Below are 14,223 nucleotides of genomic sequence, written 5' to 3'. Positions count from 1 at the left end.
TGGGAAAATGGGGTGATGCGACAGTCGGATGATTCGATGGCGAATATCACCCCATCAGCACGTAACCCTAGGATCTCATTAATCAAGAACGGATGGCCACCACCGGGTTCAGCTTGGCGGCGCGGATGGCGGGGATAAGCCCGGCCAGGAGGCCAACGCCGATGCAGATGAGCACGGCGATGATCAGCAGGGAGGTGGGTATGAAGATGGGGAAGTCGAGCACACGGGTAACGATCTGCGTCAGCCCGAAAACGAGCAGGATGCCGATGATCCCGCCGATGATGCAAAGGAAGGCCGACTCCAGCAGGAACTCACTCAGGATGACGCCGCTTTTGGCGCCGAGCGCTTTTTTGAGCCCGATCTGCGAGGTGCGCTCCTTGACCGTGACAAACATGATATTGGCTACGCCAAACATGCCTACGATAAGGGAAAGGGCCGCGATCAGCCAGCCGCCGATGTTGACGCTGACGAAAGCCTGGCTGATGGCGGAACTGAAATCGTTGATGTCGTTGAGGGCGAAGTTGTCTTCCTCGCGCGGGCTCAGCCGGCGCAGCGAGCGCATCACCACGCGCAGGTCGTCTTTCAGTTCGGTGGTGCCCACGCCCGGCCGCGCCTGCACGAGGATCAGCGGGTCGGTGTGGCGCTCGTCCATGATGGTGCGCGCGAAGCGGTAGGGCATCACCACGCTCTGGTCGAAGTTCCAGCCGCCGATCATGCTTTTGCCCTGTTTTTTGATGACGCCGATGACCAGGCATTTGCGGCCGCGCAGGGTTACGATATGGCCGACCGCGCGTTCGGATTCGAGGAACAGCTTCTCCGCCACCTCGTGGCCCATGACCACCGTGCTGGTGCCGCGGGCGTATTCGGCATCGCTGAGGCCGCGGCCGTAGCGGATCTCCATTTCCTGGATAACGGGGAACTCGTCAGTCACCCCGTAGTACGTAACGTTGCTGAGCGTCTGGTCGCCGGCCTGTACGGCATCGGTGGTATTGATCTCGAAGCAGGTGGCGCCTGCGGAAGGAGTGCGTTGTTTGATGATGGGCAGCTCCGCTATTTGCGGGGAAGGACGCTTGACGTATTTCCACCAAGGATAATCGGGGCCGCCGCCGGCCGAGTAGTCCCATTTGTCGATATAAATGGTGTTGGAGCCGAGCGACTTGATCTCGTTTTGCAGGTTGTGCTCGAGGCTCTGAACGGTGGAGAGTACACTAATGATGCAGAAGATGCCGATGGTGATGCCGAACAGCGACAGGAACGTGCGGAGCTTGTTCTTCCACAATTCCTGCAGGGCCATCCGGAACGAGCTGCCGGCGATCTCGAGTATGCGACGCATACGTAAAGATAAGTTTGCAAGTTGGAAGTGGGAGGCCGGAAGTCTTTCGCTGAAGGGATATTGGAATGCTTTTTTTCTTTTTTTTGAAAAAACTTCGCACTTCGCACTTCCGACTTCCTTACTTTTGTACCGGCAGGTCTTACACGGCCAGCTCCTGCTGAACTCCCCCAGGACCGGAAGGTAGCAAGGGTAGGCGGTTGTAGCGGTGCGATGTAAGTAGCCTGCCATTTTTGACCTCAACCCCGGCCTTTCTCCAAAGGAGAAGGGAGTTAAAGGGTCCACATAATCGAAAGCTCCCTCTGGGGAGCTTTTCTTTTGTCCGTTGCCTTGATTACTTCCGGCTTCCCACCTCCGACTTCCCCACTTGCTTTGCTATCTTTGCGCAAACTTTCCCTTCATGAAATTCTTTATCGATACGGCCGACCTGGCCCAGATCAAGGAAGCCAACGAACTGGGCATCCTCGACGGCGTAACTACCAATCCCTCGCTGATGGCCAAAGTGGGCATCTCCGGCGAAGAGGCCGTGCACAATCACTACAAGGCCATTTGTGAGATGGTGGACGGCGACATTTCCGCCGAAGTACTGTCTACTGACTTTGCCACCATCATCGAGGAAGGCAAGAAGCTGGCCGCCATTCACCCCAACATCGTGGTGAAAGTGCCCATGATCAAGGACGGCATCAAGGCGATCAAGTATTTCACCGACAACGGCATCCGTACCAACTGTACGCTGGTGTTCTCGGCCGGACAGGCCATCCTGGCGGCTAAGGCCGGAGCTTCGTATGTGTCGCCGTTCATCGGCCGCATCGACGATTCGGGTTGGGACGGTATGATCCTCATCGAGCAAATCGCCAACATCTACGCGGTACAGGGCTATGAGACCGAGATCCTGGCGGCTTCCATCCGCAGCGTAAATCACATCGTCAAAGCCGCCGAGCTGGGCGCCGACGTCATCACCTCGCCGCTCGAGTCGATCCTCGGCCTGCTGAAGCACCCGCTCACCGACATCGGGCTGGCGAAATTTGTGGAAGACGCGAAGAAATTCCAGTAACAAATACGTTCTTCTCTAAATAGAAAGTCCCGCTTTTGGCGGGACTTTTTTTTGCGACGGGTCGCCGCAAAATTCTTCTCGTTGCATTCTTTTTGGACGCTATTGCCGCTTGCGGGGCGCCTTTGTGGCCTTTCCATCGATCACTTCCTGCTCCGTCGGAAGCTCGCCGAAACCGCGGCGGCGGATATAAATGACGGTGTCGATCCAGCGCTTCGGGTTCTCACGCAGCGTGGCGCGCACCCGCACGGAATCGTGCTGGTACGAGCTGTCGATGAAGAGGTCGTTGCCTTTGAAAAAACCGGTGTTGGCAGTAAAAATGACCTTCGTGGAATCGAGCGGACGCCAGCTGCTGTCGCTGAGCTGCGCATCGACGTTGATGTAGTTGTAAAATCCCTTCTTCAGGCTGTCGGTATACAGGTGGAAATCGAACTTCACGATGGTCTGGCCATGGCCAGCCATGGTGCCCAGCAATAGTAGGAGCAGCAAGCGAAACTTCATGGGGCAAATTTCAGGAATCAAACCCTGTGACGGAGTTAATAATTGGTTTCTTCCTACTTTTGTGGCCTTAATGACAAACAACACAGTACATATCCACGGGCATCATGCTTCCTTCGCGAGGTAGGCCGGTGTATTGTGCTGCAACGATAACAAGGGCTTACCACGTTGGTAAGCCTTTTTTAATGGTAACCGATGAACCTCAGAATTGCGATTCAGAAATCCGGACGCCTGTCCGAAGACAGCCTCAAGCTGCTCAACGATTGCGGCATTTCCGTGAAAAGCGCCGGCGCGAAGCTGCGTAGCCAGGCCGAGAACTTCCCGGTGGAGGTGTATTTCCTCCGCGACGACGATATCCCGCAGTACGTGCAGGACGGCGTGGCCGACCTGGGCGTGGTAGGAGAGAACGTACTGTATGAAAAATGCAAGGATGTGGAAGTGGTGCAAAAGCTCGGCTTTGGGCGCTGCCGGCTTTCCCTGGCCGTCCCCCGCAACAGTGCCTATCAGTCTGTTGCTTCGCTCGAAGGCCGAAAGATCGCCACCAGCTATCCCTTTCTGGTTGAATCCTGGCTGCGCCAGAACCGCGTAGACGCCGAGATCCACGAGATCAGCGGGTCGGTGGAGATCGCCCCCGGCATCGGGCTTGCCGACGCGGTTTGCGACCTGGTCAGCAGTGGATCCACGCTGTTTATGAACGGCCTGCAGGAAGTGGAAACAATCCTCGAAAGCGAGGCCGTGCTGGTGAAGAAAACGGAGCTCGACGAGGAAAAAGAAAAGCTTCTCCGTAAGCTGCTGTTCCGAATCAACTCGGTGCAGGCCGCCCGCAAAAACAAATACATCCTGCTCAACGCACCCAATGATGCGCTCGACGAGATCTTCGCGCTCCTGCCGGGCATGAAGAGCCCCACGGTGCTGCCCCTGGCCGAGGAAGGCTGGAGCTCGGTGCACAGCGTGGTGCCGGAAGCCGAATTCTGGGACAAGATCGAGGCCCTCAAGTATGCAGGCGCCCAGGGCATCCTCGTAGTGCCCATTGAGAAGATGATCCAGTAAGAAACAAGTAAACAAGTCGGAAGTCGAAAGTAGGAAGTCATGGAAATCATCAAATACCCGCAACGGGAACAATGGAAGGCCATCATGGAGCGGCCCTATACAGACAATGGAGCCGTGCTGGACACCGTTCGGCACGTGCTCCGGGAGGTGCGCCGCAATGGCGATGCCGCCCTGCTGGAGCTGGCCCGCCGTTTTGACGGTGCGGAGCTGGCAAAGCTGGAAGCGGATGCCGTAGAAATACAATCGGCAGAGGCGGCGCTGGCGCCTTCTTTAAAAACAGCGATCCGTGCTGCTGCAGCCAACATCGAAGCGTTTCACCGCGGCCAGCTGCGCGAAGAGGCAGCGGTAGAGACCGCTCCGGGCATCCGGTGCTGGCGCCGTAGTGTCGGTATCGAGCGCGTAGGGCTTTACATTCCTGGCGGCAGTGCGCCCCTTTTTTCCACCGTACTGATGCTGGGCATCCCGGCGAGGCTGGCAGGCTGTGCCGAAGTGGTGCTGTGTACGCCCCCGGGGAAAGACGGCAAAGTACATCCCGCAATACTCTATGCCGCTTCGCTTTGCGGGATCAGCCGGGTCGTGAAAGCCGGCGGCGCGGGCGCCATCGCGGCGCTGGCGTACGGAACAGATACGATTCCGCGGGTGGACAAGATCTTCGGTCCCGGTAATCAATACGTCACCGCCGCCAAGCAGCTCGTGCAACAGGAAGGCGTGGCCATCGATATGCCTGCCGGACCGAGTGAGGTTTGTGTGCTGGCCGATGCCGCTGCGCAGGCTGCCTACATCGCCGCCGACCTGCTCTCGCAGGCCGAGCACGGCCCCGATAGCCAGGTGTTGCTGCTGACGGATTCGGAAGCCCTGATTGTCAACGTGGAGGCGGAGCTCGAGTGCCAGGTTGCCGCTTTGCCGCGCGGTACCATCGCGCGGAAGGCGCTGGAGCGGAGCCGGATCGTGTTGCTCCGCAGCCTCGACGAAGCCATGGAGCTGGCCAACGCCTATGCCGCCGAACACCTGATTCTGCAATGTGCCGACGCAGAAGCGCGTGCGGAACAAGTACGCAATGCCGGTTCGGTATTCATCGGTGCCTGGTCGCCGGAAAGCGCGGGCGATTATGCCACCGGCACCAACCATACACTGCCCACCAATGGCTTTGCCCGCGCCTCCAGCGGCGTCAGTACGGATTCGTTTGTCAGGAAGATCACATTCCAGCAGCTTACGCGGGAAGGCCTGCAGGGCATCGCAGCTACGGTTACCGAAATGGCCGAAGCCGAAGGGCTGCAGGCCCACGCCGAAGCGGTCCGCGTCCGCCTCCGCTAACTTCAAACCCCAAATTTCCCAGGCATGTTTGATCTTGAAAAACTCGTTCGCCCCAACATTCGTTCCCTGAAGCCTTACTCCTCCGCCCGCTCTGAATTCAGCGGGGTGGCAAGCGTGTTCCTCGACGCTAATGAAAATTCGTTCGGTTCACCACTTACAAAATGGTATAACCGTTACCCCGACCCGCTGCAGTGGGAGCTGAAGCGGAAGATCGCCGGTATAAAGAACGTGCCCGCCGAAGGCATGCTCCTCGGCAACGGATCGGATGAATGCATCGACCTGCTGATCCGCGCTTTTTGTGAGCCTGGGATTGACCGGGTACTGATCTGCCCGCCCACCTACGGAATGTACGAGGTGTATGCCCACATTAACAACGTGGGTGTCGATGAGGTGCCGTTGCGGGCCGCCGACTTCCAGCTTGACCTTGAAGGCATCGAAGGTGCACTGACGGCCGCGACAAAGATCGTTTTCCTTTGCTCGCCCAACAACCCTACGGGTAACAGCTTATACCGCGAGGACATTGAAGTGATCCTGAATAATTTCGATGGAATTGTGGTGGTAGACGAAGCTTACATCAACTATAGCCGCAACCGTTCCTTCCTGACCGAGCTGAAAGATTATCCCAACCTGGTGGTGCTGCAAACCTTCTCCAAAGCCTGGGGACTGGCGGCGCTTCGCCTCGGCATCACGTATGCCTCCGCACCGATCATCAGCGTACTCAATAAGATCAAGCCGCCCTACAACATCAACGCCGCCACGCAGGAGCTGGCGCTGAAGGCACTCGACAAGCTCGATGAAGTGAACGCTATGATCCGTGAAACCGTGCAGGAGCGAAACACGTTGCTGGAAAAGCTTTCGATAGTACCGGGTGTGCAGCAAATTTTTCCTACCGATGCCAACTTCGTGCTGGTACGGTTCACCGATGCCACGCGTGTTTACGAATACCTCCGCGATTGCGGCATCATTGTGCGCAACCGCAGCAACGTGCTGCTTTGCGATGACTGCCTGCGCATTACCGTAGGCACACCCGAGCAGGACCAGAAATTATTGAACGCATTAAAAGAATACCCGAATGCCTGACGCACCCGCTTCCCGGCGCTGCCTCTTCATCGACCGCGATGGTACGATGATCCAGGAGTTTCCGCCTACCTACCAGATCGACTCGTTCAGCAAGCTGTCGTTTTACCCCCATGTGTTTCATTATCTCGGGCGCATCGCGCGTGAGCTCGACTTTGAGCTCGTGCTCGTATCCAACCAGGATGGACTCGGCACCGCCAAGTTTCCCGAGGAAGATTTCTGGCCAGTGCACAACCTGGTTATGGGTTCCTTCGCCAACGAAGGGGTTTTGTTCCGGGAAGAACTGATCGACCGCAGCATGCCCGACGACAAGCTGCCCACCCGCAAGCCGGGCACGGGTATGTTTGGCCATTACCTCAACAACCCGGCCTACGATCTCGCCGGCTCTTACGTCATTGGCGACCGCATCACCGACGTGCAACTGGCAAAGAACCTGGGTTGCGGCGCGATCTGGTTGAAGAACAACCCGGCGCTCGGTGGCGCTGAAGTAACCGATGGGGCCGATGCATTGGGGAAAGCGATCGTTCTGGAAACGCAGCACTGGAAAGACATTTATGAATTCCTGCGCAAGCGGGAGCGGAGCGCCACACACCACCGGAGCACTTCGGAAACGCAGGTCGACATCAGCGTCAACCTCGAAGGAACGGGTCAATCCACTATTCGCACGGGTCTCGGCTTTTTTGATCATATGCTCGACCAGGTGGCGAGGCATGGGAGCATGGACCTACGCATCGAGGTGCGCGGCGACTTGCATATCGACGAGCATCATACCGTGGAAGACACGGCAATAGCGTTGGGGGAAGCCTTTGCCAAAGCGTTGGGCAACAAGCGCGGTATCGAGCGCTACGGCTTTGCGCTGCCTATGGATGAAACTGAGGCCAAGGTGCTGCTCGATTTCGGAGGGCGCAACTGGATTGTGTGGAATGTCGTATTCCGGCGGGAGCGCGTCGGCGACCTGCCCACGGAAATGTTCTACCACTTCTTCAAATCGTTCTCCGACGCAGCGAAGTGCAACCTCCATATCGAATGCCGCGGAGACAATGAGCACCATAAGATCGAAGCGATCTTCAAAGCATTTGCAAAAGCGTTGAAGATGGCGGTGAAGAAAGATCCGCTCAGCAATCAGCTTCCCAGTACAAAAGGTGCCCTCTGAGCGGAGTAGTTTATTGGTCCACTAGTCTTTTGGCCTGGTGGTAAAATAGTTCCATACAACGCAGGCCATTACCTGCCGCACAAAAAACGCGGCGCTGTCGGGCGCCGCGTTTTTGTGACCAATAAACGAATAGACCAGTAGGCTACGAACCCTTTTACCAGGTTTTTTCGCCTTTTTTGAACTTATCAATGTTGTTGCGGTAAGATCCTTTCTGGTCTTCGGAAACCATGGCCATGGCTTTTGTTTCCCATTCGATCGCTTCCTGGGTGCGTCCCAATTTGTGCAGCAGGTTAGCGTAGGTATCGATATAGTTCGGCTCGTTTACGGAAAGCGAAGCTTTGCTGATCGCCAATGCTTCATTCAGCATCGCCTTATCAGTGATGTGTTCAAAGAAGGACCAGGCAATTTCATTTTGCATGCCGGCACTCACGTTATTGCCGGCCAGCTTGAAATAAGCAATTGCCGCCGTGGCGAAGCGGTCCCAGTCAGCGGCGGAACGGTAATAAAGCATGGCGGCGCGTGCGGCCAACTCGTCGGCTACTGCACCGAACCGGGTGCGCAGCCGCGCAGTCTCCTGGGCAAATTCAGGTCCCATGCGGGTGCGGACCGAGGCATCCATCATCTCGTAGGTAATTACGTCGCGCACAAATTGCTGCGCGGCGCCTTTCCTTCCAACGAGGCTGTCGAAGCGCGCCGGGTCCGCTTCGACGATCCGGAAGGCTTCATCATTGGTAGAGCGTGTGAGTACTTCAACCAGCTCCGCAGTTTCCTTTTCCAGGCGGAAGTTCGGCACGCGCAACAGGTCTTGCAAAGCCTTGCTTCCGGCGGGGTAATCGTAAGCCATAACGGCGCTGCGCAAAAAGTCGCGCAGCGTTTGCTCATCGTGGTGGCCGGATTCGTACCGCGCTTTCAGTCCATAATAGCGCTTACTTGTATCGAGGGCTGTGCGGGCATACCCGAGTACGCGCTCTGCATCGCCAGCGCCGGCCACGCGGTGGATCGGCTTGCCGTCGGCGTCGAAAAATAGCAGCGTCGGAAAGACGTTGATGTTCATGTCGCGCATCATCCGGCCGGCATCGGGATACCACTGCCGCACGTATTCGTTGTCCTGCGCCGTCGTGTCCAGTTGCATTTTGACGCTGATAAAACGTTGGTTGTACAAAGCGCCTACTTCCTCTTTCGGAAAGATCTCGGAACTCAGGTAGCGGCAGGGCCCGCACCAGGTGGTGTACGCATCTACAAAAATGAGCTTGTTTTCGGCCTTCGCCTGTCGCAGCACTGCCTGCCAGTTGGCGGCGTGGATGAACTGTATGCCCTTTTGCTGGGCCATCGAAAGCAAGGGCATTCCGCAAAGCAGTAGCAGTAATCGTTTCATATGTAGCTGGTTAGAACAACAAGTTAGGAAAAGAAATTTATTGGCGGTATACCACTCCATTTTTCAACACGAGGCGGATGTTGCGAACGGCGCCGATCGTAACGGATGGATCGCCATCCACGGCTATGAGATCAGCCAGTAACCCTTTGCGGATCCGCCCGATACGGTCGCCCCAGCCAAACACATCGGCATTGACCGAGGTAGCCGAGCGGAGGACCTGCAGCGGCTTCATGCCATAATCCACCATCAACTCCAGCTCGCGGGCATTGTCGCCGTGCGCAAACACGCCCACGTCGCCACCCATGCAGATCGGTACTCCGGCGCGCAGGGCGAGGCCGAACGATGCCCGCTTGGCGGTGATGCGTGCCGGTTCGGGGTCGCTGCCCTTTTTCCAACCGGCATACTGGCTGGTGGCATCACCCGCGGCGAGGGTGGGGCATAGGGCTATGTCCCGGTTGCGCATGAGCAGAAGCGTTTCGAAGGTCGCTTCGTCGCCGTGCTCGATGGTGCGCACACCCGCCTCGATGGCCCGCAGCATCCCTTCATTCGTGGAGGCATGGGCAACGACCGGCCGGCCCAGCGAGCGGGCGGTGACCACTGCTGTTTTCATTTCTTCGACACTCAACGTGGGCACGGCTGTTCCGCCGAGGCCTGCGCGGTAGTCGGCGTACACTTTGATGAGATCCGCGCCCTTGCTGACCTGCGTGCGCACTTCGCGCTCCATTTCGGCGGTGCCTGATATCTCCGCCGCGCCTTGCGGGAGGTCGAGGTCGGGATTGCCATAGCTGGGGCCGTAGGCGCCGCGCGCTACGATGGCGCGGGTGGCGATGATCATCCGGGGGCCGGGCACGACACCTTTTTCAATGGCTTTTTTCAGGCCGGCGTCGTCGTAAGCCGCGCCTTCGGTACCGAGGTCGCGCACGGTGGTAAAGCCGGCCATCAAGGTGGCGCGGGCATGGCCCACGGCACGGGCAGTGCGTTCCGCGCGGCTTTCGCGCAGCACCTGGTCATTCCCGCTCGTTTCGTTGTAAGGATGCAAAAAGAGGTGTGAATGGCCTTCGATCAGTCCCGGCAGAAGGGTTGCACCGGGTAGCTCGATCACTCTTGTATTGGCGGGAAGCTTGAAGCGCATCGGGCCCGCCTGCTCGATCGTGGCACCATGTACCAGCACCACCCAGTCGCTGTGCAGCTCCTCGCCATCGAAAACACGCGCGGGCTTCAGCAGGTAAAAGGAATCGGTCTGCGCGAACGCGGAAGCGGACAAAAGCAGCGCCAGGGAGAGGAGGAGGGCTTTCATGCCCGGAAGTTACTGAAGGTAGGTTTGCGCTTTGTAGTTGGTAGTTTGTAGTTGGATACTCGTTCAATGAAAAATCCCGCACGGGGCGGGAGTGAGTTAACTACAAACTTCAAACAACAAACTTGCCCGCTAGTTCTTCAACTTCTTCGCAAACACCTTCTGAAACTTTTCCAGCTTCGGCCGGATCACGGCGGCGCAGTAGGGGTTCGAGTATTTGTTGTTCTGGTAGTAATCCTGGTGGTAGTCTTCCGCGGGATAGAAGCGCCCGAAGGGAGAGACCTCCGTAACGATCGGTTTGTTGTAGGCGCCGCTTTTGTTGAGCTCCGTCACGTAGTACTGGGCCTTGTCCTTTTGCGCAGCGTCGTGGTAAAAGATGGCGCTGCGGTATTGCGGACCTTCGTCGGCGCCCTGCTTGTTAAGTGACGTGGGATCGTGCACCTCAAAGAACACCTGCAGCAGCTCGTCGTACGAAATAACGTCGGGCTCATAGACCACCTGAACGCATTCGGCATAACCCGTGGACCCGGAGCTCACCTCTTCGTAGGTTGGGTTGGGGCGCTTGCCACCGGAGTACCCGGAGGTTACTTTAAGCACGCCCTTCAGTTGCTCAAAAACGGCCTCCGTGCACCAGAAGCAGCCGGTAGCGAAGGTGGCCGTATCGGTCCGTTCCGTCGTGGGCGTTGTATCGTAGATGGATGCGCTCATTTTGTTCGATTGGGTTTCTGCCACACAGCCCGCCAGCGCCCCGAAGAGGACGAGCAGGATACCGGAAAACAATTTATGATTCATGAGGATTCGCACTTATATCGCAAAATTCAAGGGCGTAGCGACAAATAAAGCACAAAACGGCTTTTTTAACAAGGGTTTTCGCCGCTCTTTGGCTTTCCTTTAAGAGCGGACGTCCGGCTGTCTTACCTTTGCCCGTTCAAAAAGTAAGGAAGCCAGCTACATGAAATTATACCCGGAATCCGCCCCGGTTCAATTGGAATTCGACAAGATCCGCAGCCTCCTGCACGAGCGCTGCCGGACGGAATATGCCCGCGAGAAAGCCCATGACCTCCAGATACACACCAATAGGGAGCTCATTGAGCGCGAGCTGCTGCAGTCGCACGAATTCAAGCAGATCACGCAAAACGCGATTCATTTTCCCAACGACTATGTGCTTAACCTGCGCCGCGAGCTGCGCCTGCTGGCCATCCCGGGTTCTATGCTCGGGGGCGAGGAACTGGTGGGAATCCGAAAGCTTGCCGAAACAATGGAGCGCCTCTTTCGTTGGTTCGACACGGAACGCCGCACCGCCTACCCGGGGCTTGCCACCGTTATCGACGGCACTTATTACGAGAAAGCGATCCAGGCACTCATCAACGACGTCATCGATGAAACGGGCAGCGTAAAGGACAATGCCTCGCCCGAGCTGGCGCAGATCCGCATGAGCCTCTACCGCAAGCGCCAGGAGCTGCGCCGTGTGTTCGACCGAATCGTGAGCAAGCTCAATAAGAACGGCTACCTGGCCGATATCGAGGAAAGCTTCATGAACGGCCGCCGCGTAATCGCCGTGCTGGCCGAGCAGAAGCGCACCGTCGGTGGCATCCTGCACGGGGAGAGCGACAGCCGACGCACCGCCTTCATCGAGCCCGATGAGACCGTGGAGCTGAACAACCAGGTGTACGAGCTTGAAAGCGACGAACGCAAGGAAGTGTACCGCATCCTGAAGCAACTGACCAAAGACCTTTCGATCTATGCCCCGCTGCTGACCACCTATCATGCCGTGGCCGGTGAGTACGATTTTATTTACGCCAAGGCGCAGCTGGCCATCGCCCTGCACGCCGAATACCCGGTAGTCCAGGAAAAGGCGCACATCAACCTGGTGAACGCGCGGCACCCGTTGTTGCTGTTATACAATGAGCGCTCCGGCAAGTCGACCATTCCCATGGACCTGCAGCTTGGGGAAGACCGCCGCATCCTGGTGATCTCCGGGCCCAACGCGGGCGGCAAGACCGTTACCATGAAGACGGTGGGCCTGCTGCAGCTGATGGTGCAAAGCGGCCTGCTGGTGCCTGTGCATCCGTCGAGCACCTTTGGCATCTTCAAGCAGCTGCTCATTCATATCGGCGACACGCAAAGCATCGAGTTCGAGCTCAGTACCTATAGCAGTCACCTGCTGCACATGAAGTCGTTCATGGAAGTGGCCAACGGGCGCACGCTTTTCTTTATCGACGAACTGGGCTCCGGCTCCGACCCCAACCTGGGAGGCGCTTTCGCCGAGGTGATCCTGGAGGAGCTCGCCCGCAAGCACGCCGTCGGCATCGTAACGACGCACTACCTGAACCTGAAGGTGATGGCCAACAAAACGAAGGGCATCCTCAATGGTGCAATGGCCTTCGATGAAAAGAAGCTGATGCCGCTGTATCGCCTCAACATCGGCAAGCCGGGCTCTTCGTATACTTTTTCGATCGCGGAGCGCATCGGCCTCGACCGGCGCCTCATCGACCGGGCGCGCAGCCTCGTGGACAACGAGCATTTCAAGCTCGATAAGCTGCTGAACCGCACCGAGCAGGACCTGCAGGTGGTCGAGCAAAAGCAGCGCGACCTGCAAAAGTTGTTAAAAGAAAACGAGCGCCTGAAGCGCGAGATGGAGCAGGTGATGGACCGCGAGCGGCACCGCCAGCAGGTGGAAGTGCTTAAGGAGCAGAACCGTGTTTCCGAGGAGCGGATTGCCTACCTGAAGGATATGGAGCGTAAGCTACGCCAGATCACCCTCGACTGGCGGAAGGCCGAAGACAAGAACCAGGTGTTCAAGGAAATGGCGGCCCTGCTGTTCAAGCAAAATAACGAGCAGAAGGTGGTGAGTAAAAAGCAAAAGCAGCTCAACGCCAGGTACGAGGAGTTGGCCGGTGAGATACGCGTGGGTGACAAAGTGAAGATGAAAAAGAACCTCCAGATCGGTGAGGTGCTGGAACTACGCGGCAAGCGCGCCGTAGTGCGGATCGGGTTGCTGCCGATGCAGGTAGACCTGAATAACCTGGTGCTGGTACGCGAGAAGGAAAGCGAAGGGGAGTAGCCGCCGTTGCATTGACAGCATTCCCATCACTTGCCGTTCTGGTCGCGATCCCGTGCGGGAACACTTAGTGACCTACCGCCAGGTTTTTCCCCGTATTGATAAAGCTTCGCAACGAATGCAGCAACTCGGGGGAGGCATGGGCTGGTATTTGTTCCATTACCGGTAGCCGTCCGCACAGGAAGTCGAAGATCTTCTCTTTCAACTGTGCCGCGTTATAGGCTACCTGCAGACCACAGGTTTTTTCGAGCATCAGGCAGGTGTCTACCTGGTGATTGTTGCGGGTTTCGCGAAGCTCGCCGAGCCGGGGAAACACGATCAGCGGTTTATTCAGTTGCGATACCGAGATGATCGTCCCGGTGCCTGCGTGGCTTACGACGAGGTCGGCATTTGATATATACTCCTTGAAATTGCCCGGGTTGATGTATTCGAGCGTTTTTATATGTTTTGGCTCGTATTTCATGTCAAATACCTGGGCGATAACCTCCTGGCTTGCGGGCAGCTCGGGAGCCAGTTCATCAAAGGCCTGGATAAAGCGGTCGAACGGCAGCTGGCTGCCTACGGTTACGAATATCATTTGATCACATTTCCGGAGTAAACGAATTTGTTTGTTGCGAGGTGTTGCCACTGCGTGTACACACGGCTGGCGAAGAAGGCGCAGATCTTGCCGCTGACGGATATCTTTTCCGTGTGGCAGGAGGCTTCAACCCAGATCGTCTTCGCGCCTAGCAGCCACCCGATGAACAAGGCCAGCACGCCCGGCGCCGCGCCGGTGGTGACCACTACATCGGGCCGGATGCGCGTGAACAGCCGGAACAGCACGAATGACGCTTTCGGTATCTTATACACGTTCCACTGACTGAAATCGGGAATCGTATGGTACGCATACCCCTTAAAGGCGTTGGCATAGCTGTCCAGGGTCGACATATAGATGAGCTCGTGTTCTTCAAAAGCGGGCTGCAACCGCAACAGTTCCACCACATGGCCGCCACCGGAGGCAACACACAGTACTTTCATGGA

At 57.2% G+C, this 14,223-nt stretch carries 13 protein-coding genes and 1 other RNA gene; 7 read left to right on the top strand and 7 right to left on the bottom strand.

Annotated elements, in window-relative coordinates; genetic code table 11:
• Window positions 1-82 precede the first annotated feature (82 nt).
• Window positions 83-1,333 carry an ABC transporter permease gene (locus E0486_RS12930; protein ID WP_243697437.1) on the bottom strand — a complete coding sequence of 417 codons (1,251 nt, stop codon included), beginning with the start codon at window positions 1,331-1,333 and terminating at the stop codon, window positions 83-85.
• 130 nt (window positions 1,334-1,463) lie between these two features.
• Between E0486_RS12930 and ffs the strand changes: the two genes are divergently transcribed.
• An RNA gene (ffs, locus tag E0486_RS12925) (signal recognition particle sRNA small type) lies at window positions 1,464-1,563 on the top strand.
• A 167-nt stretch (window positions 1,564-1,730) separates the two neighbouring features.
• Window positions 1,731-2,384 carry a fructose-6-phosphate aldolase gene (gene fsa / locus E0486_RS12920; RefSeq protein WP_131852598.1) on the top strand — a complete coding sequence of 218 codons (654 nt, stop codon included), beginning with the start codon at window positions 1,731-1,733 and terminating at the stop codon, window positions 2,382-2,384.
• 99 nt (window positions 2,385-2,483) lie between these two features.
• Here fsa and E0486_RS12915 read toward each other — a convergent pair whose 3' ends face one another.
• A complete protein-coding gene (locus E0486_RS12915; protein WP_131852597.1) occupies window positions 2,484-2,882 on the bottom strand; it encodes a hypothetical protein in 399 nt (132 codons plus the stop codon).
• Between the two features lie 192 nt (window positions 2,883-3,074).
• Here E0486_RS12915 and hisG point away from each other — a divergent pair, with 192 nt between their 5' ends.
• From hisG to hisB, 4 genes are read left to right on the top strand one after another with little or no spacing between them, the layout of a single operon-like run.
• Window positions 3,075-3,929: an ATP phosphoribosyltransferase gene (hisG, locus tag E0486_RS12910; RefSeq protein WP_131852596.1), complete on the top strand. Its 855-nt coding sequence runs from the start codon at window positions 3,075-3,077 to the stop codon at window positions 3,927-3,929.
• A 39-nt stretch (window positions 3,930-3,968) separates the two neighbouring features.
• Window positions 3,969-5,243: a histidinol dehydrogenase gene (hisD, locus tag E0486_RS12905; RefSeq protein ID WP_131852595.1), complete on the top strand. Its 1,275-nt coding sequence runs from the start codon at window positions 3,969-3,971 to the stop codon at window positions 5,241-5,243.
• Window positions 5,244-5,267: 24 nt separating this feature from the next.
• Entirely contained in the window at window positions 5,268-6,323 is a 1,056-nt protein-coding gene (gene hisC / locus E0486_RS12900; protein WP_131852594.1) for a histidinol-phosphate transaminase, read from the top strand.
• On the top strand, window positions 6,316-7,473 hold the full coding sequence (gene hisB / locus E0486_RS12895; protein ID WP_131852593.1) for a bifunctional histidinol-phosphatase/imidazoleglycerol-phosphate dehydratase HisB: 1,158 nt from the start codon (window positions 6,316-6,318) through the stop codon (window positions 7,471-7,473). The genes hisC and hisB overlap by 8 nt, the downstream gene beginning before the upstream one ends.
• 154 nt (window positions 7,474-7,627) lie before the next feature.
• Here the strand turns inward: hisB and E0486_RS12890 are convergent, their stop codons facing one another.
• The 3 genes from E0486_RS12890 to msrA all read right to left on the bottom strand — a co-directional run bounded on the left by E0486_RS12890 (window position 7,628) and on the right by msrA (window position 10,934).
• Window positions 7,628-8,848, bottom strand: a complete 1,221-nt coding sequence (locus tag E0486_RS12890) for a thioredoxin fold domain-containing protein (protein ID WP_165917325.1) — start codon at window positions 8,846-8,848, stop codon at window positions 7,628-7,630.
• A gap of 37 nt (window positions 8,849-8,885) precedes the next feature.
• Entirely contained in the window at window positions 8,886-10,145 is a 1,260-nt protein-coding gene (locus tag E0486_RS12885) for a metal-dependent hydrolase family protein (protein ID WP_131852591.1), read from the bottom strand.
• 129 nt (window positions 10,146-10,274) lie between these two features.
• Window positions 10,275-10,934, bottom strand: coding sequence for a peptide-methionine (S)-S-oxide reductase MsrA (gene msrA / locus E0486_RS12880; protein ID WP_131852590.1), 660 nt, complete (start codon window positions 10,932-10,934; stop codon window positions 10,275-10,277).
• Window positions 10,935-11,094: 160 nt separating this feature from the next.
• Between msrA and E0486_RS12875 the strand changes: the two genes are divergently transcribed.
• Window positions 11,095-13,206 carry an endonuclease MutS2 gene (locus E0486_RS12875; RefSeq protein WP_131852589.1) on the top strand — a complete coding sequence of 704 codons (2,112 nt, stop codon included), beginning with the start codon at window positions 11,095-11,097 and terminating at the stop codon, window positions 13,204-13,206.
• A 64-nt stretch (window positions 13,207-13,270) separates the two neighbouring features.
• Here the strand turns inward: E0486_RS12875 and E0486_RS12870 are convergent, their stop codons facing one another.
• Both E0486_RS12870 and E0486_RS12865 read right to left on the bottom strand, forming a co-directional pair.
• Window positions 13,271-13,780, bottom strand: a complete 510-nt coding sequence (locus E0486_RS12870) for a glycosyltransferase (RefSeq protein ID WP_131852588.1) — start codon at window positions 13,778-13,780, stop codon at window positions 13,271-13,273.
• Entirely contained in the window at window positions 13,777-14,220 is a 444-nt protein-coding gene (locus E0486_RS12865; RefSeq protein WP_131852587.1) for a glycosyltransferase family 28 protein, read from the bottom strand. The genes E0486_RS12870 and E0486_RS12865 overlap by 4 nt, the downstream gene beginning before the upstream one ends.
• Between the last annotated feature and the right edge of the window lie 3 nt (window positions 14,221-14,223).

The sequence above is a fragment of the Flaviaesturariibacter aridisoli genome (assembly GCF_004343705.1).
Lineage (GTDB): Bacteria > Bacteroidota > Bacteroidia > Chitinophagales > Chitinophagaceae > Flavisolibacter > Flavisolibacter aridisoli.
The sequence above is the reverse complement of the archived record's forward strand: the minus strand, read 5'-3'. Positions and strand labels throughout refer to the sequence as shown.

Bases quoted from the DNA above. Each gene is read 5' to 3' on its own strand.
- E0486_RS12930 (WP_243697437.1), bottom strand. From the start codon at position 1,333: ATGCGTCGCATACTCGAGATCGCCGGCAGCTCGTTCCGGATGGCCCTG.
- fsa (WP_131852598.1), top strand. From the start codon at position 1,731: ATGAAATTCTTTATCGATACGGCCGACCTGGCCCAGATCAAGGAAGCC.
- E0486_RS12915 (WP_131852597.1), bottom strand. From the start codon at position 2,882: ATGAAGTTTCGCTTGCTGCTCCTACTATTGCTGGGCACCATGGCTGGC.
- hisG (WP_131852596.1), top strand. From the start codon at position 3,075: ATGAACCTCAGAATTGCGATTCAGAAATCCGGACGCCTGTCCGAAGAC.
- hisD (WP_131852595.1), top strand. From the start codon at position 3,969: ATGGAAATCATCAAATACCCGCAACGGGAACAATGGAAGGCCATCATG.
- hisC (WP_131852594.1), top strand. From the start codon at position 5,268: ATGTTTGATCTTGAAAAACTCGTTCGCCCCAACATTCGTTCCCTGAAG.
- hisB (WP_131852593.1), top strand. From the start codon at position 6,316: ATGCCTGACGCACCCGCTTCCCGGCGCTGCCTCTTCATCGACCGCGAT.
- E0486_RS12890 (WP_165917325.1), bottom strand. From the start codon at position 8,848: ATGAAACGATTACTGCTACTGCTTTGCGGAATGCCCTTGCTTTCGATG.
- E0486_RS12885 (WP_131852591.1), bottom strand. From the start codon at position 10,145: ATGAAAGCCCTCCTCCTCTCCCTGGCGCTGCTTTTGTCCGCTTCCGCG.
- msrA (WP_131852590.1), bottom strand. From the start codon at position 10,934: ATGAATCATAAATTGTTTTCCGGTATCCTGCTCGTCCTCTTCGGGGCG.
- E0486_RS12875 (WP_131852589.1), top strand. From the start codon at position 11,095: ATGAAATTATACCCGGAATCCGCCCCGGTTCAATTGGAATTCGACAAG.
- E0486_RS12870 (WP_131852588.1), bottom strand. From the start codon at position 13,780: ATGATATTCGTAACCGTAGGCAGCCAGCTGCCGTTCGACCGCTTTATC.
- E0486_RS12865 (WP_131852587.1), bottom strand. From the start codon at position 14,220: ATGAAAGTACTGTGTGTTGCCTCCGGTGGCGGCCATGTGGTGGAACTG.